The 16,746-nt window shown below is 66.3% G+C and carries 16 protein-coding genes and 1 riboswitch; of the genes, 9 read left to right on the top strand and 7 right to left on the bottom strand.

Annotated elements, in window-relative coordinates:
- Nucleotides 1–176 precede the first annotated feature (176 nt).
- A complete protein-coding gene (locus AC3ANP_RS08845; protein WP_488332934.1) occupies nt 177–1,034 on the bottom strand; it encodes a flagellin N-terminal helical domain-containing protein in 858 nt (285 codons plus the stop codon).
- Between the two features lie 291 nt (nt 1,035–1,325).
- Here AC3ANP_RS08845 and AC3ANP_RS08840 point away from each other — a divergent pair, with 291 nt between their 5' ends.
- The 4 genes from AC3ANP_RS08840 to fliW are packed head-to-tail and all read left to right on the top strand — an operon-like array spanning nt 1,326 to nt 4,512.
- Nucleotides 1,326–1,814, top strand: a complete 489-nt coding sequence (locus AC3ANP_RS08840; protein ID WP_488332933.1) for a flagellar protein FlgN — start codon at nt 1,326–1,328, stop codon at nt 1,812–1,814.
- Between the two features lie 10 nt (nt 1,815–1,824).
- A complete protein-coding gene (gene flgK / locus AC3ANP_RS08835; protein ID WP_488332932.1) occupies nt 1,825–3,228 on the top strand; it encodes a flagellar hook-associated protein FlgK in 1,404 nt (467 codons plus the stop codon).
- Nucleotides 3,229–3,232: 4 nt separating this feature from the next.
- Nucleotides 3,233–4,123 carry a flagellar hook-associated protein FlgL gene (gene flgL, locus AC3ANP_RS08830; RefSeq protein ID WP_488332931.1) on the top strand — a complete coding sequence of 297 codons (891 nt, stop codon included), beginning with the start codon at nt 3,233–3,235 and terminating at the stop codon, nt 4,121–4,123.
- 41 nt (nt 4,124–4,164) lie between these two features.
- Nucleotides 4,165–4,512 carry a flagellar assembly protein FliW gene (gene fliW / locus AC3ANP_RS08825; RefSeq protein WP_488332930.1) on the top strand — a complete coding sequence of 116 codons (348 nt, stop codon included), beginning with the start codon at nt 4,165–4,167 and terminating at the stop codon, nt 4,510–4,512.
- Nucleotides 4,513–4,534: 22 nt separating this feature from the next.
- On the opposite strand, the gene AC3ANP_RS08820 is transcribed toward fliW, so the two are convergent.
- The 3 genes from AC3ANP_RS08820 to AC3ANP_RS08810 form a co-directional block, all read right to left on the bottom strand.
- Nucleotides 4,535–6,037 carry an HNH endonuclease signature motif containing protein gene (locus AC3ANP_RS08820; RefSeq protein ID WP_488332929.1) on the bottom strand — a complete coding sequence of 501 codons (1,503 nt, stop codon included), beginning with the start codon at nt 6,035–6,037 and terminating at the stop codon, nt 4,535–4,537.
- 132 nt (nt 6,038–6,169) lie between these two features.
- Nucleotides 6,170–6,730, bottom strand: coding sequence for an AMIN-like domain-containing (lipo)protein (locus AC3ANP_RS08815; RefSeq protein ID WP_488332928.1), 561 nt, complete (start codon nt 6,728–6,730; stop codon nt 6,170–6,172).
- 256 nt (nt 6,731–6,986) lie between these two features.
- A complete protein-coding gene (locus AC3ANP_RS08810) occupies nt 6,987–7,286 on the bottom strand; it encodes a DUF4193 domain-containing protein (protein WP_488332927.1) in 300 nt (99 codons plus the stop codon).
- Nucleotides 7,287–7,426: 140 nt separating this feature from the next.
- Here AC3ANP_RS08810 and AC3ANP_RS08805 point away from each other — a divergent pair, with 140 nt between their 5' ends.
- Nucleotides 7,427–7,774 carry a hypothetical protein gene (locus AC3ANP_RS08805; RefSeq protein ID WP_488332926.1) on the top strand — a complete coding sequence of 116 codons (348 nt, stop codon included), beginning with the start codon at nt 7,427–7,429 and terminating at the stop codon, nt 7,772–7,774.
- Between the two features lie 60 nt (nt 7,775–7,834).
- Here the strand turns inward: AC3ANP_RS08805 and AC3ANP_RS08800 are convergent, their stop codons facing one another.
- Nucleotides 7,835–8,338, bottom strand: coding sequence for a GyrI-like domain-containing protein (locus tag AC3ANP_RS08800; RefSeq protein ID WP_488332925.1), 504 nt, complete (start codon nt 8,336–8,338; stop codon nt 7,835–7,837).
- A gap of 98 nt (nt 8,339–8,436) precedes the next feature.
- Here AC3ANP_RS08800 and AC3ANP_RS08795 point away from each other — a divergent pair, with 98 nt between their 5' ends.
- From AC3ANP_RS08795 to AC3ANP_RS08785, 3 genes are all read left to right on the top strand, one after another.
- Nucleotides 8,437–9,075 (top strand): TetR/AcrR family transcriptional regulator, encoded by a 639-nt coding sequence (locus AC3ANP_RS08795; RefSeq protein ID WP_488332924.1) that lies wholly within the window; start codon nt 8,437–8,439, stop codon nt 9,073–9,075.
- A gap of 136 nt (nt 9,076–9,211) precedes the next feature.
- Nucleotides 9,212–9,286: riboswitch (cyclic di-GMP riboswitch) on the top strand.
- A gap of 347 nt (nt 9,287–9,633) precedes the next feature.
- A complete protein-coding gene (locus tag AC3ANP_RS08790; RefSeq protein WP_488332923.1) occupies nt 9,634–12,693 on the top strand; it encodes a putative bifunctional diguanylate cyclase/phosphodiesterase in 3,060 nt (1,019 codons plus the stop codon).
- A 112-nt stretch (nt 12,694–12,805) separates the two neighbouring features.
- The gene (locus AC3ANP_RS08785; protein ID WP_488332922.1) at nt 12,806–13,039 is read left to right on the top strand and encodes a hypothetical protein; all 234 of its coding nucleotides are present in this window, start codon (nt 12,806–12,808) and stop codon (nt 13,037–13,039) included.
- A 24-nt stretch (nt 13,040–13,063) separates the two neighbouring features.
- Here the strand turns inward: AC3ANP_RS08785 and AC3ANP_RS08780 are convergent, their stop codons facing one another.
- Together AC3ANP_RS08780 and AC3ANP_RS08775 are read right to left on the bottom strand one after the other, a co-directional pair.
- Nucleotides 13,064–14,305: an NAD(P)/FAD-dependent oxidoreductase gene (locus AC3ANP_RS08780; RefSeq protein ID WP_488332921.1), complete on the bottom strand. Its 1,242-nt coding sequence runs from the start codon at nt 14,303–14,305 to the stop codon at nt 13,064–13,066.
- A gap of 123 nt (nt 14,306–14,428) precedes the next feature.
- Complete coding sequence (locus tag AC3ANP_RS08775; protein ID WP_488332920.1) at nt 14,429–15,193, bottom strand: IclR family transcriptional regulator; 765 nt, start codon at nt 15,191–15,193, stop codon at nt 14,429–14,431.
- A 126-nt stretch (nt 15,194–15,319) separates the two neighbouring features.
- Between AC3ANP_RS08775 and AC3ANP_RS08770 the strand changes: the two genes are divergently transcribed.
- Nucleotides 15,320–16,702, top strand: a complete 1,383-nt coding sequence (locus tag AC3ANP_RS08770) for an SLC13 family permease (protein ID WP_488332919.1) — start codon at nt 15,320–15,322, stop codon at nt 16,700–16,702.
- Nucleotides 16,703–16,746 lie beyond the last annotated feature (44 nt).

Below are 16,746 nucleotides of genomic sequence, written 5' to 3'. Positions count from 1 at the left end.
AGTGAACGCGTTCCTGCTGCTGCTTTAGGCGTTGCGGTGTTGCACGTAAGGGCCGGACGATGATTTTGGCATCGTCCGGCCCTTCCGCAGCGTGTTGATCGGGGGTGTCTCTTCGTCCGATCAGGGTGGCAGCCCTACAGTCCTACTGCTTGAACTGGCGGTCTGCCGGGTCAGGCCTAGCGCAGAAGCGAAAGAACGCCCTGGCTGGACTGGTTGGCCTGGGCCAGCATTGCGGTGCCGGCCTGGGACAGGATGTTGGCCTTGGTGAACTTGACCATTTCCTGAGCCATGTCGACGTCGGCGATGCGGGACTGAGCGGCCTGCAGGTTCTCACCGGCGATGTTGAGGGACTTGATCGTGTGCTCGAGACGGTTTTGCGTTGCACCCAGATCTGCTCGCTGAGCGGAGACGTTCTTGATGGCAGCGTCGATAGCATCGATGGTCAGCGTGCGGTTGGCTGCCGTGTCCAATTTGAACCCGGTTGCGCCGCCTGCATCAGACAGCACGGTTGTGCCGTCATTGACCCCCGTGGTGCCTTCGACGTTGCCCAGCGCAAGCGAGATAACGTCTTTGGCAACGTTGGAACCGGTACCAACCTGGATAGCCAGGGAGTTACCCTTCAGGAGGTCGATCCCGTTGAAGTTCGTTGCTTCCGAAACACGATTCAGCTCCTTGCCGAGCTCAAGCGCTTCCTTTTCAATTGCGCCACGGGCCTCAGCGTTATTCGTTTCGCTGGAACCCTGCACAGCGAGGTCACGCATGCGCTGCAGGATCGAGTGAACCTCGGTCAAGGCACCTTCGGTGGTCTGGATAACCGAGATGCCGTCCTGAGCGTTACGGGCGGCCTGAGCCGAACCGGTAACCTGTGCCTTCAGGCCCTCGGAGATGGAGAGGCCTGCTGCGTCATCGCCGGCGCGGTTAATGCGCAGGCCGGTGGACAGCTTCTCCAAGGACTTGGAGAGGTCGGTCTGCGTGGCGTTGAGGTTGCGGTACGAGTTGTTCGCCGCGAGGTTGTTGTTGATAACGAAGCCCATGGTATTTCCTCCGTGAGTTGGGACTGTAAGCGATGGCCCATCCGTGGGCCTTCAGGAGTAGCTATCGCCACCTGGACTGCTCAGGTAAGGAGAAATCCAAAATTCTTTTCAGGGCATGCCCCCGGCCAAATTTCCGCCAGTTATCGGCCCTATTCCTGCTAACCGGTGCGCAAACCCTGCCGATAGTTTGTACGAACCCTGCTGAAGGCTGCATTGTCCGCACGATGATTCCCCGCCTCGGCAGCATGCCCTGTCACCGCACCATTCACACCTGAGGGAGCCCTCCGGACTATGGCCATCCACGAACTTTCCGCCTTGCTGTGGCGGGAGCGTGAACTTCTGGACGTTCTGACGTTCAAGCTCGAGGAAGAGCAGCTGTTGCTCACCTCCGGCAAGTCCCGCTGGCTGCCGCACGGCACCCGCGAAGTCGAACAGGTCCTGGGGCACCTGTCCCAGGCGAGCCTGGCGCGCACTATCGAGGCCGCCGTCGTCGCCGAAACGTGGGGACTGCCCACCGACGCGACGCTCGGTGAACTCGCAGCTGCGGCACCCGAAGGCGCGTGGGCAGAAGTTCTTACGGCGCATCTCGCGGCCCTGACCCGGCAAACGGCCCTGATCAAGGAGCTGCGCGATTCCAACGAGCAGTATCTCCGCACCGCGGTTCGTTCCACGCAGGAGTCCTTGGCGGATCTCAATCCCGTGGCCGCGGCCGGCACCTACGATGCTCGGGGCAAGACCGGCGAATCGGCCGGTTCACGTATTTTCGACCAGCAATTCTAAGGAAGCGACCATGAGCACCTTCGGCGCCCTGAATACCGCCTACCGCGGGCTGACTGCAGCCCAGCAGGGCATGAACGTGGCCGGTCAGAATATCGCCAACGCCGCCACAGAGGGCTACACCCGGCAGCGCGTGGAACAATCCGCACTGGCCGCGCCGGCCCGCGGCATCTTCAGCGGTGGCGTGCTGCAGACCGGTCAGGGAGTCTCGGTAGACGCCATCGCCCGGCTCGGCAACAGCTTCCTGGATGGCAGCGTCCGGTCCACCAGCGCGCAGGCAGGCTACGCCAGCGTTCGTTCCTCGGCCCTGCAAGGCATCGAAGGTATCCTGCAGGAGCCAGGTGACAACGGCATCTCCACCGCCCTGCAGCATTTCTGGTCCGCCTGGCAAGGCGCCGCGAGGCAGCCGGACGAGGACGGGCCCAAGGGCCTCCTGCTGAACGCCGCCAACTCGGTCACGGACAAGATTTCCTCCGGCTACCAGGCCCTGCAGGCGCAATGGAGCAGCGTTCGCGCCCAGGCCAGCGACGCCGTCGTCGCCGTCAACGCCGCAGCCAGCCAGGTCGCGGCCTACAACGCCACCATCCGCTCGACCCTCGCCGCCGGCGGCTCCGCCAACGAGCTGATCGATGCCCGCGCCAAACTCACCGAGACCATCTCTCGCCTGGCCGGCGGCACCGTCCGCGAACAGGCCGACGGCACCGTGGACGTTCACGTCGGCGGAAACGCCCTCGTGATGGGCACCTCGGTGCGAGGCCTCGAACTCTCCGGCAACCAATCCGGGGATGTCCTCGGATCTACCGTGCAGCTGCAGTGGGCGGACACTAAGACCCCGGCAGGGCCCGACGGCGGTGAAATTGCCGGCGCGCTCTCCGTGCTGGCTCCGGCAAGCCAGGGTGGCGTCATCGCCACGGCCGCCGAGTCGTTCAACAGCTTCGCGACTGAGCTGGCCACGGCCGTCAACGACATCCACAAGGATGGCCAGGTTCCCAATGGGGCGATGGGCCAACCCTTCTTTACCACCGGCACCGGTCCAGCCGCGCTCAGCATCAAAGGTCCGACGGACATCAACGGCATCGCCCTGAAAGCGGAGAAATCCGGCGCCCTCGATACCAGCATCGCCGACAAGATCTCCCAGCTTGGCACCGGCGCGAGCTCACCGGACAAGGTCTGGTCCGGCATCGTCACCACCATCGGTGTGCAGTCCCGCGGCGCGCAGCAGCACGAATCGCTTACCTCGGCGGCCCAGGTCTCCGCACTGACCAGCCGCGCCTCCCAGGCGTCGGTGAGCCTGGACGAAGAAAACGTCAACCTGCTCACCAACCAGCACGCCTACCAGGCAGCGGCCCGCGTGATGACCGCCGTCGACGAGGCGCTGGACGTCCTGATCAACCGCACCGGATTGGTGGGAAGGTAGAACCATGCTGAACCGGGTAACGAACCTGACCATGAGCGCGAATGCGCAGCGAACCCTGCAGTTCCAGCAGGCCAAGCTGGCCCAGTTGCAGGACAAGGCATCCTCCCTCGACAAGATTTCCCGCCCTTCCGACGATCCCGCCGCCACGGCCCAGTCGCTGGCCACCCGCTCGCTCCAGGCCGCCAACGCCCAGTACGGCCGGAACATCGACGACGGCAACAGCTGGCTCACGGCCGCCGACTCCGCGCTGGAGCAGGCCACCAACGTCATGCACCGGGTCAAGGACCTCACCGTCCTGGCCGGCAACGGCTCGCTCAACCAGTCGGGCAAGGATGCGATTGCCGCCGAGCTCGACTCCCTTAACAAGGATCTGGTCTCGATCGCGAACTCCAAACACCTGGGCCGAAACATCTTCGCCGGGAACTCCGACGCCGTCGAAGCCTTCAGCGGAGCAATTCCTCCGACCTATCAGGGTGCGGGCATCAGCCCGGTGGAAAGACGCATCAGCGCCACCGAAACCGTCCGGGTCGATGCGGACGGCGCCGCCATCTTCGAGTTCAAGACGACCTCGGTATTCGAAGCCGTCCGGTCGCTTGCCGCCGCACTGAAGGGCGGAGCGTCGCCCACCTCAACCCAGGTAGCCGACATCGACACCGCTTTTAAGAACATCGTCAACGGCCGTGCTGAAATTGGAACACGGCAGGCACAGCTGGAACGTGCCGGCAACGTCAACACCGAAATGGAGGCTTCCTTGGACGCCCAGCGGACCGGGATAGAAAAAGCTGACCTCGGCAGCGTGATCATGGAGCTGAAGCTACAGGAAACCAACTACCAGGTGGCCCTGGCCGCCACCGCGCGGGTCCTGCAGCCCACGCTGATGGACTTCCTGCGATGAACTCGGTCCTTAGCAGCACGCCGGTAACCTTCACTGCCCCCATGCCCGGCTTGGAGAACGTCCACGACTTCGCGCTGCGGAATATCGACAGCGCTCCCGGCCTGTTCGCGCTGGAAGCGGAGCAACCAGTGGCGGTGCGCCTGTTCTTGGCCGACGCGGCGGTCTTCGTCCCGAGCTACGCTCCCCCGCTCCCGGCCGCCGCACTCGAAGCGTTGGAACTCGGCGCCGGTGAAGCTCCGCAGGTGCTGGTCGTCATCAACCACTCCCCCACCTCAACCACCGTGAACTTGATGGCGCCCATCGTGCTCAACCCCAGCAGCCGGCGCTGCACCCAGCTCGTGCTTGACGGCAAGGAGTACCCGCTTCGAGCGGAGCTCGGCGCACTTTAGGGACTCCTGGCCGCTCCAGCCGCTACGCAGCAAGCATTGGCGGTGCAGAGATGAATTCATGCCAGTCCGGGAAGGGATCCGGGGGCAGTTCCGCGTCGGGATCGCGTCCGGGATCCGGGGGCAGCCCGTCGTCTGCACCGTCGTCCGGGTTCGTAAATGCGTCCACCCAGTGCGGTGGTTCCCAGTCTTGGTGTTCGCTGGGGTAATGCCGGCCCGCCGGGGAGTTCCAGCCGGGCGGGTGGTCCTTGGTCGCGGCGGTGGGTGTCCACGCGGAGCGGTGTTTGAGCCGGTGGTGTTTGCGGCAGGGCTGGCCGAGGTTGCCGATCCCCGTGCTGCCGCCGTCGGCCCAGGCCAGCAGGTGGTCCGCGTCGTTATCCAGCGATGAGTTGTTGCAGCCCGGGAACGAGCATTTGCCGTCCCGGAGCCGCAGCCACTGCCGCAACGCCTTCGGGACACGGTAGCTGGTCCGCCCGATTTCCAACGGCGCCCCGTCCCGCGGGTCGGTCAGGACCCGGTAGAACGAGTCGGTACCGTCCGCGACCAGGCGCCGGGCCATCGACGGCGGGATCGGACCGTACCCGTCCAGCATCGCCGGCTCTGCCGTGGCACCGAGCAGCGACAGGGCCGGGACGGTGACCAGGACCTGCGCCCGCGGCGACGGAACACCACCGACAGCACCTGTGTCGTCATGCATCCCGGCGGTCAGGAGCCAGGTGGCGGCGACGTCGGCGCGCAGCTGGGTCAGGGTCCGGGCCTCGGCCGGGCCCTGCAAAGCACGCGCCGCGGCGGTGGCCCGTTCCCAGATCCCCGCGGCGGTATCGGCGGGCAGGTAGGCGTTAAGCCAGGCCATGCCGTCCCGGTCCGGAATGAACTCCACCCGCCGGTCCGCCGCGCACTTGCTGTGGCGGGCCTCGATACTGACCGGGTGGTGGCGCTCCCGCCAGGTCCGCGCCTTCGCCCGGAACCGGCCCGGCACCAGCTCCCCCGCCGGACAGCCGCGGGCCGGGTCCGGCGCGGCAGGGTCCAGGAAGTGCGCCTCCAGTGCGGCCGCACCGGCGGGGTCCAGATTCGCAGTTTCATCGACCATGATCCGGGCGTGCTGCCAGGACATCGACCCGTCCTGCAACGCGGCCAGGGTCAACGGCAGCACCGTCGTCAATGCCAGCGACTCGACAATCAGGGCCGCGGCGCTTCTTTCACTGACCGTCAGGACACACGCGACCTCGGCCACCACAGCCATCTCCTGGGCGGTTCGTTCCTGCAGGCTGGCCGCCGGCGACGCCAGCGACTCGGCCGCCCGCACGTACTCGGCAGCCAGTCTCACTTTCAGTGCGGCCAACCGGGCCTCGCCACGGGCCACCTCGGCTAAACCGTCCAAGCAGGCATCCGCCACGGCATGCAACGGGTCGGACTCAGGTTCGGCGTCGCTAGCGACGTCGAACAAGGCCGCAAGTGCAGCGGCGGACGCGCCAACGGCCGCCACCGCTTCCCTGATCTCCGCGCTCAAAGCAACGCTGCTTTCCATACCCAAAGACTACGAGCAGGCACTGACATTCAATGACGCGACTAGGCCCACTGGCGGCACGCATTTGCCATCGACTGGGCGCCCGGCAGGGGATAGTTTTCGCCGTCGCCGGCGGACATCACCAGGCGGGCGTTACCAGTAGTGGGCCACGTCAAGAACCAGGCGGGAGCCTGAACCCGGGCCAGCCAGCGTCATGACGCGGAACGGCAGCCGCCCCCGGACACCGACGCCCAAGCCGGTGTAACCCTCGAAGCTGCCGGCCCAGGCCACCTGCCGGAGCGTCTGATATCCGCCGACGTCGCTCAGCTCGCCCTTGTCGCTGGGGTTGTAGGTCGCTTTGCCTCCCGCATCGTAGGCGGGGGCGTTGACGGTGAGCTGGAGGAACGCCTGGCCGCGCAGAGCGAGCGGCAATCCCGAGCCGCCCTGAGCCACCTGCGGTACATAGCGCACGCTGTATCCGGCCACCGGCCCGCTCACATCGATCACGAGCCGATCGAAGCAGTAGTGCTGTCCGGTCCGGACGCCGGTCACCTGGGCCTGGCTCATTCCGGCCTCGATCCTTGCCAGCGAGCCCCACTCGAGTCCGCAGTACGGAGCAGCTACAGCAGGCCCCGGCGCGAGGAGCCCCAGCCCCGCCGTTGTGAGGACGGCCGTGAGCCACACAAAGAGTTTCGTCGTACGGAATCGATGCACGCGGACCGCCCCCTCGGGTCAGCAGACCCGTTCAAATCAACTGAGACACCTCAAGCGTAGGATTTCGCGACGCCGTCGACGAGGTCTGCGGCCGCATCGGCGTCAAAACGTTAACCGTGAAGCCGCAAGGTCACGAACACTGCACCATCCTCGTATGGCAAAGCGCCGGACCCCGCAGGTATCCGGCGCTTTTGCGTGAAGAAATCGAGTTTTTTGAACCAAGCCCGGTGACGCGGGCGGCCGCGGTGAAAGCTGATTAGCCTTCGCAGTCGCGGCAGTACTTCAAGCCGTTCTTCTCTTTGGCAACCTGGGACCGGTGGCGGACCAGGAAGCAGGAGGAGCAGGTGAATTCGTCCGACTGTTCGGGAACAACAATGACCGTCAGTTCTTCGCCGGAAAGATCAGCGCCGGGAAGGTCGATGCCTTCGGCGGTGTCGTTCTCGTCGACATCGATAACAGCGGTCTGGGCGCCGCCACGGGACGCCTGAAGTGCCTCCAAGGATTCAGCGGGAGACTCTTCTTCTGTCTTGCGTGGGGCGTCGTAATCGGTAGCCATAGCGGGGTTCACTTTCGTTGCTGCGCTGCGCCATTTCAGGCACCTCAGTGAAGCAGTTTAGGGTATCAAGCTAGGAGTTGAAGAATACTGTGTTTAACGCGACATCCGCGCCGCCTGACCAAGAGAATCCGGAGGAAATCATGGCTACGAAACTCAACACCAAGGCCCTCGCCCACGCCCGCAAGCTCGTCAAGGACGGGAAGGTGGAGCGCGATACGCGCGACGACTGGAGCGAGCACGCACCGTCCGCGGAACAGGAAAACAAGTTCATTGAGAAAAGCGGTTTCGCCGAGTTCGCCAGCTGGCACCTGGGCATAGATCCGGACGCTTCGTCAGGCACCAAGGGCAGCGTGACTTTCCCCTTCGGCGACTTCAAAAAAATCCACCGCTGCGCCGTCGTCTCGCTCGAGAGCCGGGCGGCACAGCATGGCCATGACGACATCGCGGAGGCCGCCAAGAAGCTTTTGGCCGAGATCGACGCCGACTAGCCGCCCGCGCCGCCCCGGGAACCCGCTCAGGCCAGGGGACGCTCAGGCCAGGGGACCCGCTCAGGCCAGAGGCCAGACGACCAACGTTCTCCAACCGGCGGGGTCGGCGTCCGCGGCAGGGTCGGTGAGGTAGGACTCCCACATCGACTCACCCGGCGTCAGGCCATCCGCCTCCATCCTGGCCGTCAGCGCACGGTAGGTGTTGGGCAGCGTGTCGTACGGGCCAAGGTGCACCGCTTCGAGGGCCCGGCCACCGGGAAGCAGGCCAGCCGACACGCCGCCAGCACCCCCGCCCGGGTACGGTGCGGCCAGCGGAAAGCCGGCCTCAACATCGACGACGTCAGAGGGCGTACCCCGGTACAGGGCGAACGGCGGCCCGGCCAACTGCGTACCCTGCTGCTGCACCGCCGCCAGCACCGCCGGATAGGCGCGGTGGAAGAACTCACGTAACGAGTCCATGCGCACCGTTTCCCGCAACACCGCCGTCGGCGTCTCCTGCAGCTCGGTGGATTTAATCTCCGGCGGCCGCCCCGGAGTCTCAGCCCGTCCATCTACGTTACTCATACAGACACCCTCCGCCTCCAGGCCGGGGACGGTCAAGGCCGGCCGCTGCTTGCTGCTTGCGTTTGTGCAAAATATGCACTGGTGCATAAAATTGACACATGACTGGACGCGGCATGACAACACAGGGACCGTCGCTCCGCGAGCGCCAGAAGGATGAGACGTGGACCGCCATCCATGAGGCGGCCGCAGCAGCGGCGCTGGAGGGCGGGCTCGGCTCGGCCACCGTGGAGGCCATCGCCGAGCGGGCCGGTATTTCCCGCCGCACTTTTTTCAACTACTTTCCCACCAAGGAAGACGCCATCCTGGGCCTGCGCGAGACCGTGTTGGCGGCGGACGATGTTGCCGACTTCCGCGCCGGTAACCGCGGCCCGGTGGGGGACGCCGCCCACCTGATGGCTGCAGCCATGCGTGCCGCCGGCTTGGGCAGCATGACCGGGGCGCGCATGCGCAAAGTCCTCCACGCCGTCCCCGAACTCACCACCCGGCTAAAGCAGCACGTCACCGAGGTGCAGCAACTGGTTGAACCACTGATCGCCGAGCGGCTGGCCGCCGGCCCGAGTGCGGCGGAGGTCCCACCCGGGCACGATCAGGAGCACGTCGAGGTGGTCAAGCTGCTGGCCGGCAGCATCCTGAAGCACGCCTACACCACCGAGTTGGCAGCCGTTGCGGCAGGTGACCCGGCGGCCTTGGACCGCGCTATCGACGCCTTCAAGGCAGTGTGCCGGGCGCATCTCTAACCCCTCTAACCCCGGGCGCGTCCCCGTGCACCGTTTCCCCGGCATACGGCACTCCAGGGCTCCCTGCGCCGCACAACGCATGATGCATGCCGTCTTCCGGCATCCTGTTACACTGACCCCTGACCGGGCAGCCGCTCGTCGATAAGGGCAAATCCGGTGCGAGCCGGAGACGCAAAGCTACGGGGCCCACGCGGTCAGCCGGGCTACCGAACAGCTAAAGGTTTCCGCCGTGCGTCTGATCCACCACCCGCTTAGGTAGCGCCAGCCCGAACCCGGGTTGATCCCTCTGAGCCGTCGCCCGGGCCTAGCGTCAACCAACAAACCAACCGTCACTTGGGTCTCTTGCAGCAGGGACCAAGCCTGTAACGCGGCCGCCCCGGACCGCCCGGCCGGCGGCCGGCTGCCGCTCATCGCTACCGCGGGCCTTCCCCTGCATCGCCTTCGCATTCCCTCCCCCGCCGCCACGGCCGGCGCGCGCCACGGCCGGCGCGACGGAGCTGCGGAGCTACGGAGCAAGCCCGCAGGCGAATGAGCCCTTGCTGAGAAAGACACCTATACATGACACAGCCCCCAGCCGCTCCGAGAACTGCTTCTCCAGCGCCCGCTGCAGGCAACGCGGGGTCTGCCGAACACCGGCTGCGGATCCTTGAAAGCGCCGCGTCGGACCTGGTCAGCAAGGCACCCATCCAGGACCTGCTCGACCGGGTAGCACCGCGGGCCGCAGAGGCGCTCCACGCGTCCGGTCATCTGCTGGCAGTACGGCTGCCCGCCCGCAAACCACACGTCCAGGCCGGGGGAACCGGCGCCGGTCTTGCCTCCGCGCTGGACGGTGACCGCCTTAGCCTCGACGAGGAAGCCGGGAGCAGACTTGGTTTGAGCGTGCTGAGCTCCCCCGTCGCCTCGGGGCAACAGCACTACGGCGTCCTGGCCGCCGTCGCCGGCCCCGGCAAGGTGTTCTCCTCCGGCGACGTCGACACCCTTGCCGCATATGCCGGGCACGCCGCCGCGCTGCTCGAGATCGCCAGCTCGATGCTCGAAGCGCAGGAAAACGGGATGACGACGCGGCTGCTGCTGCAACTGGCACAGACCCTCACGCAGCAATCGACCATCGGAACCGTGGCGCAGTCGATCGCCGATGCGATCCCGGCTCTCTCCGGCGCTGACCGCTCCGGCGTGATGGCCTGGGATGAAGGGTCCGGCAAGGTCCGGGTGGCCGGCATGAGCGGCTGGTTCGGCGAAATGGCGGAGAAATTCGCCGTTCATGCGGCCACCGTGCAGGACAGCCCGGAACTGAGCGAGCTCATGGCCCGAGGCGCCCCCATGCTGGTGGACCGCAGGGGGTCGAGCTGGGCCAACGCGATCTTGGACAAATTCGACGCTTCCGCGTTCGTCGCCGCACCCATCATTGCGGCCAAGGGGCTCAGGGGTTTGGTCGTGGCCTGCTGGGCCGAGGAGCCGCCGCCCCGACAGCTGGACAGCGTGTTGACGGAGCGCCTTACCGGCTTGGCGGGCCTCGCTGCGGTGGCCCTGGACAATGCCCGGCTGCTGGAGGAGACCCGCAACCAGGCCCTGCACGATCCGCTGACCGGCCTGCCCAACAGGGCACTCCTGGAGGACCGGCTGGAAGCAGCACTGGCCGTCGCGGGCCGGAGCGGCCGACGAGTCGGACTGTTGTTCTGCGATGTGAACCGGTTCAAGCGCATCAACGACAGCCTCGGCCACGCCGCCGGGGACACCGCCCTCCGCCACGTCGCGGCGCAGCTCAAGGCCGCAGTGCGCGGCGGCGACACCGTGGCCCGCTACAGCGGGGACGAGTTCGTCGTCCTCGTACCGGATGTCGAGCACCCCGCCGACGTCAACCACGTGGCCGACCGTATCCGGGCAGGACTTGCCCCGGGGATCGAGGTCAACGGCCGGAAGATTTTCGTTGAGGTCGCTATCGGGACCAGCACCAGCGGATGGCTCCCTGCGGACGTCCCGGACGGGAGCGTGGAGCTCTCGGACCAGGCCCGCAGGCTGATTGAACAAGCCGACGTCGAAATGTACCGGAGCAGGGCCCACGCCCGGGGCCAAGCGGCTCCTGACCTGACCCGGGAAAGCGCCCTGCGCCTTGAATCGGACCTGCGCGGGGCCGCCCTCCGGGGTGAACTCCGGGTGCAGTACCAGCCCCAGATCGACGTGGCCACGAACGCCGTGGTCGGAGCCGAGGCGCTGGTGCGGTGGCAACACCCGGAACTGGGGCTGCTCCCGCCGTCTGAGTTCATCCCGCTTGCCGAGGACAGCCGGCTGATCCTGGAGGTCGGCGCGCACGTGCTGGAAACGGCCTGCCGGGCCGGCGCTGACCTCCACGCCCGGGGCCACGCCCTCCAGATGTCGGTCAATGTGTCAGCAGTCCAGCTTGGCAGCCCAGGATTTACGGCGTTGGTCCGGGACACCCTGGCGGGCGCCGAGTTCCCTGCCACCGCCCTCACCTTGGAAATCACCGAGTCACAGGCCATCTGCCAGAATTCCGCCAACGAAAACAACCTGAGGGAGCTGCGGGAGCTGGGCGTCGAGATCTCCATCGATGACTTCGGCACCGGCTATTCGTCCCTTGCCCAACTGCATCGACTGCCGGTGACCGAAGTCAAAATCGACAGGTCCTTCACCAACCGGCTGACCGACGAGCAGGAGCCTTCGGGCCCGTTTGTTGGCGCGATCGTCGGGCTGGGCTGCGGACTGGGCCTTCGGGTGATCGCCGAAGGCGTGGAAATCGCCGACGAGCTGGACGCCCTGCGGCACCTCGGCTGCGAGCGGGCGCAGGGCTACCTGCTGGGCCGGCCGGCCGACTTTGAGACCCTCGTCGACGTACTCCGGACCAGCGGACAGGGGGTGCAGGCGCAGGATGGGGAGCCTGCAGCACCGGCGGCGGAGGCAGTCCGCTGGCTACTGCTCGCGGAATTCCAGAACGCACTGGAAACCGTGGGCCGGGCCGCCGAAATGGCCGGTTTTGCGGCGACTTTTCCCGGCCCAACAGAAATTCGGGTCAGCGTGCCCGGTTCCCTGCGCCGGCGACGACGGCCGGCCCAGTTGACCGGCTACCTGTCCCGGGCCGAGCGTGGAACCGAGATCCGGTGGTTGACGGACCATGTCCGGGAGCTCCGGAGTGAAGCCCTGCACACCATCGAAGAGCGCCTCCCGGCCGGAACGCTGTACGACCACGGCCTGGCGCAGGCCGCGGTGCGCGCCGGGCTGCCACCTCTGGCCCGTGCCGACTCGCAAAATATCGCGGGTCTGCTCAGCCGTAATGAAGCCGTCCGTGCGGTGGGCCTGGGGGCGTTCGCCGGCCGCAAGGGGCATGTCATCCTGACCAGGCAGCGGCTGCTCGTCGTGCAGGCTGGCGTGCCCGCGCCGACCGTCCTCCTGGATGTGTGCCTGAGTTCCATCGAAAGCCTGACCCTCGGCAAGCGGAGCACGGGTGAAACGATCCGCGTGTTGAAGGCGGGCCAGGCCGTCGAGATCTCGCGGCTGGGCCACGGTGAAGGCCACGGGATCGCCCGGACGTTCCGGGAGGACAGCCAGCGGCGGCCCTTGAATTGTGACACCCACGGGCACCATCCAGGCAACCGACAACGCTGAGCGGCGACCGGGGGTGGGGTAGGTAGGTTCCTGCCGTCGGACCTAAGCTGGAGAAACGGGGGCCGGTTGCCGGCACCGACAACGGGAGCCCCTCGAACCGAAAGGCGGACCAATGAGCGATCAATCGGAGCAAAAGAAGTTCGAGGAAGAGGTCGATGCCCTCGAGGACCCCCAGCCCAGCCAGGAGTTCGAGCGTCAGGTCAGCGGCGAGGAGTGGCACGGCGATGCCGGCGACCAGGCCAATGACCTGCGGGAATACGAAGAAGAACAGCGGATCCGGGAGCAGTCCCGCCCGTCCGAGGAGCGCAAGTCCGAGGAGGGCAAGCCAGAAGAGCGCAAGCAGTAGCGTCCCCGCCGTCGGCCGGGCCGGTTAGTCGGGCCGGCCGACGACGACCTGCGCAGGGCTGTGGGTGATGTAGCCGTTGAGCCAGGAAAAGAGCGCCCGGGCCTTCTGTTGGACACCGGAAAGCAGCGCCAGGTGCACCAGCAGCCAGGACACGAAGGCCAGCGGGCCTTGCAGCTGGATGCGCTTGCGCCCGAGCTCGGCGACGGCGGCGCCCCGGCCGATCATCGCCATGTACCCCTTGTCGAAATACTGGAATGGCTTCCGGGTTCCGCCGTTAAGGTCGGCATAGATGTTGCGCGCGGCCCACTTCCCGGCTTGCTGCGCCACCGAGCCGAGTTGCGGGAGTTTAGTCCCGGTCGCGTCGGTCATGTTGGCCGCATCCCCGAGGACATAGACGCCCTCGACATCCGGGGCGGTCAGGTCGGGCCGGACGTCGATGCGTCCGCCGCGGCCCTGGGTCAGTCCGGATCCGGAAAAAATCTCACCGGCCTTCAGGCCGCCGGCCCACACCACGGCGCGGCTGGGAATCACGGTGCCATCCTCAAGGGTCACCCCGTCCGCCCGGACTTCGGCCACGCCGACGCCCAGGTGCAGCTGAACCCCAATTTTCGTGAGGCGCTTCTTGGTGTACTCCTGCAGGTTGGCCGAAAACGCGTTGAGCACGGTGGGGATCATGTCCACCAAATGAACCCTGCAGCGCGCCGCGAGGTCCGTCGAGTAGTACTTTGGCACCACGAATTTGACGTTTTCCGCCATGGCACCGGCAGTCTCCACGCCGGTGGGTCCGCCTCCGACGACGACGACGTCCACGGAACCGCCGGGTTCGCCGTCGGCCTGGTCGAGCAGCTGGGTTAGCTTGCGTCCCAGGCGGGTCGCGTCGGTCACCGAATACAGGGGGAACGCATGCTCATCGGCGCCGGGGGTGTTGAAGAAGTTCGGCACGGCACCCACGGCAAGGACCAGAATCTGCGCCCGGAAAGTGTCGCCGTCGGCGGTGGTCACCGAGTGATTGGCCGCGTCAAACGATGTGATGTCCGCGGTAAGCACCCGTACCCGCCGGAGCCGCCGGAACACGGCCCGAAGCGGCCGGGCGATGGCGGAAACCCCGATCTGTGAGGTTGCGACCTGGTACAGCAACGGTTGGAACTGGTGGTAGCTGTTGGCGTCGATGAGGAGCACCTCGACGCCCTTGCGGCCCAGTTCCCTGGCGGCCGTCATGCCCGCGAAACCGCCGCCGACCACTATGACCTGATAAGAATCGTCCATTCGTGCAAACTACTCCCCCCGGAGTCGGCGCAACAGTCCCGAGCTGAAGTTTCGGCCGGAACCAGGGTCCCTGGCGGCCGGTTTTGCGTGCGGAGGAATCTCCCACGGTTGGGCCTCGGACGGTCAGTAGCCCTTCGGCGCGTAAGCATGAAGCGCCCGGCTGATATCCCGGGCCGCACTCTCGGCGGCCTCGCCGTATCCCTCGAATTTGTTCCGGACAATGCGGCTTGACGGACCGGAAATCGAAATCGAACCGGCCGCCGTCTGCCCCGGCCCCAGGAAGGCCGCCCCGATGGAGGTGATGCCGGTGCTCAGCCCTTCCTCGTTGATCGAGTAGCCCCGGTCCCTGGTTTCTTCGATCACCCGGCGCAGCGAGGCCGGATCCACCACGGTTTGGGGCGTAACGGCATCCAACGGGGCTGACAGGTAGTCGTCCACGACGCTCGCCTCGGAGGCGGCCAAGTACGCGATACCAGTGGCGGAGGCGTGCATCGGAATCCGTGAGCCCAGCGGCAGGAACGCCCGAAGGACGTGCGGGGTGTCGAGTCGCTCCAGGACCAACATGAACCGTTTGTCCGGCACGGTCAGGTGGACTGTCTCCGTGGTGTCCAGCTGCAGCCCGTTCAGCGGCCCCATGGCAGCGTCCCGGATCGCGGACCCGCTGCTTCCCCGGCTTGCCACCGCGAAGGCATGGTTGGTCAGCACCCATTTCCCGTCCCGCCCCTCCGCCTGGGTCACCCAGCCCAGTTCGTCGAGCGTCCGGAGCATCCGCAGCACGGTGGCTTTGGGCACGTCCACGGCGCGGCTTAAGTCGGAGAGCCCCGCAGGCTGGCTGTCGGAGACGGCCTCGAGAACCCGCATGGCCGTCACGACGCTCTGGGTGCTCACGGGCCCTCCTCGGTTCTGACGGGTGGTTGACCTGCCCGTATCCGTGATCTACATTACAGCCAGCTTGCAGAAATGAACCAATGGTTCAACCAGTGAACCGATGATGTGTGATTGGAGTAAGAACCTATGGGTGTTCAAATTGCAGCCCTAGTCATCTTTGTGGCGGTCTTCGCGATAGCGAGCGTGCGAAAAGTGCACATCGGCGTGCTCATGTTCGCCGCCGCCGCGGGAGTGGGTGTCTGGATGGCCGGCATGACCATCGAGAAAGTGGTGGCCGGCTTCCCCGTCGGAATTCTTGTCCTGCTGGTGGGGGTGACCTACTTTTTTGCAATTGCCCAGGCCAACGGCACCATCGACCGCATCATCAGCCTCGCGATCGCCAAGGTCGGGGACCGCGCCTTCTTCCTTCCCATCGCATTCTTCGCCCTTACCGCGGGAATTTCGGCCATGGGATCACCGCTGGCCGGACTCGTGATGGCTCCCATCGGCATGCCGCTCGCGAAGAAGTACAACATCGACCGCGTGCTCATGGGCATCGCGATGGGCTCCGGGCTCAGCGCCGGAGCGTTTGCACCCACCAGTCTTTTCGGCATCGTGACGTACGGGACCGCGCGGGCCGCCGGCATCGACCTGGACCCGCTGGTGCTCTTCAGCGTGGCGCTGGGCGCAAACCTGTTGCTGGTTGCCGCAGCCTACGCACTCTTTGGCGGCTTCAAGCTGCTGCAGACCCGTACCTCCGACGGCGTTGGCGAGCTGCCCCGCTTCAGCACCAGCCGTCCGGCGCCGTCGCACCCCTTCGAGCGCGACGGCAATGCCGCACGCAGCCAGCGGGTGGTGGCCCACGGCGTTCAGGTACTCGACGAACCGGAGGCCGCGGCACCGGCCCCGGTCGAAAAGATGAACCGCAACCAGGTGATCACCGTGCTGTGCATGGCCGGCCTGGTGCTGACGGTCATCGTCATGTCGGTTCTCGGTGGCAATCCTGATATCGGCATCCTCTGCTTCGCCTTCGCTTCCGTCCTAACTTTGTGCGACCCGAGCACCGGTAAAACCGCCGTGTCCAAGATTGACTGGTCAACTGTCCTGCTGGTTGGCGGAATCATCACCTTCGTCGGCGTCCTTCAGGCCATGGGGGCCGTTGCCCTGCTTGGCAAGGCCGCGGCAGGTGCCGGCACACCGCTGCTCGCAGCGCTGGTGATTTGTGCCATCGGCGGACTCGTTTCCGCCTTCGCATCGACCACCGGGATGCTCGCGGCGCTGGTGCCGCTGGCCCTGCCCCTGGTAGCGTCCGGCGACATCGCGGGCTGGGCGGTCATCGCGGCCCTCGGCGTCTGCTCCTCCATCGTGGATGTCTCACCCTTCTCCACCGTGGGCGCGACGTACGTCGCGACCGTGGACGAGGACGAACGGCCCCGGATGGCCAGGCTGCTGACCCGCTGGGGCCTGTCAATGGTCGCCGTCGGGCCACTCATGCTGGTCGGGGCGCTCGTCATCCCGGCCAGCTTGTGACCAACACTGAAACTGTCTTCCAGGCATCATGAACAAGGGAGTCC

The sequence above is a fragment of the Arthrobacter sp. JB02-1C genome, from assembly GCF_057748045.1.
The sequence above is the reverse complement of the archived record's forward strand: the minus strand, read 5'-3'. Positions and strand labels throughout refer to the sequence as shown.

Excerpts from the sequence above, each read along its gene's own strand:
- AC3ANP_RS08805 (WP_488332926.1), top strand. The coding sequence starts at position 7,427 with ATGGCTACGAAACTCAACACCAAGGCCCTCGCCCACGCCCGCAAGCTC.
- AC3ANP_RS08845 (WP_488332934.1), bottom strand. The coding sequence starts at position 1,034 with ATGGGCTTCGTTATCAACAACAACCTCGCGGCGAACAACTCGTACCGC.
- AC3ANP_RS08810 (WP_488332927.1), bottom strand. The coding sequence starts at position 7,286 with ATGGCTACCGATTACGACGCCCCACGCAAGACAGAAGAAGAGTCTCCC.
- AC3ANP_RS08770 (WP_488332919.1), top strand. The coding sequence starts at position 15,320 with ATGGGTGTTCAAATTGCAGCCCTAGTCATCTTTGTGGCGGTCTTCGCG.
- AC3ANP_RS08780 (WP_488332921.1), bottom strand. The coding sequence starts at position 14,305 with ATGGACGATTCTTATCAGGTCATAGTGGTCGGCGGCGGTTTCGCGGGC.
- AC3ANP_RS08790 (WP_488332923.1), top strand. The coding sequence starts at position 9,634 with ATGACACAGCCCCCAGCCGCTCCGAGAACTGCTTCTCCAGCGCCCGCT.
- fliW (WP_488332930.1), top strand. The coding sequence starts at position 4,165 with ATGCCCGGCTTGGAGAACGTCCACGACTTCGCGCTGCGGAATATCGAC.
- AC3ANP_RS08785 (WP_488332922.1), top strand. The coding sequence starts at position 12,806 with ATGAGCGATCAATCGGAGCAAAAGAAGTTCGAGGAAGAGGTCGATGCC.
- AC3ANP_RS08820 (WP_488332929.1), bottom strand. The coding sequence starts at position 6,037 with ATGGAAAGCAGCGTTGCTTTGAGCGCGGAGATCAGGGAAGCGGTGGCG.
- AC3ANP_RS08800 (WP_488332925.1), bottom strand. The coding sequence starts at position 8,338 with ATGAGTAACGTAGATGGACGGGCTGAGACTCCGGGGCGGCCGCCGGAG.
- flgK (WP_488332932.1), top strand. The coding sequence starts at position 1,825 with ATGAGCACCTTCGGCGCCCTGAATACCGCCTACCGCGGGCTGACTGCA.
- AC3ANP_RS08795 (WP_488332924.1), top strand. The coding sequence starts at position 8,437 with ATGACTGGACGCGGCATGACAACACAGGGACCGTCGCTCCGCGAGCGC.
- AC3ANP_RS08840 (WP_488332933.1), top strand. The coding sequence starts at position 1,326 with ATGGCCATCCACGAACTTTCCGCCTTGCTGTGGCGGGAGCGTGAACTT.
- flgL (WP_488332931.1), top strand. The coding sequence starts at position 3,233 with ATGCTGAACCGGGTAACGAACCTGACCATGAGCGCGAATGCGCAGCGA.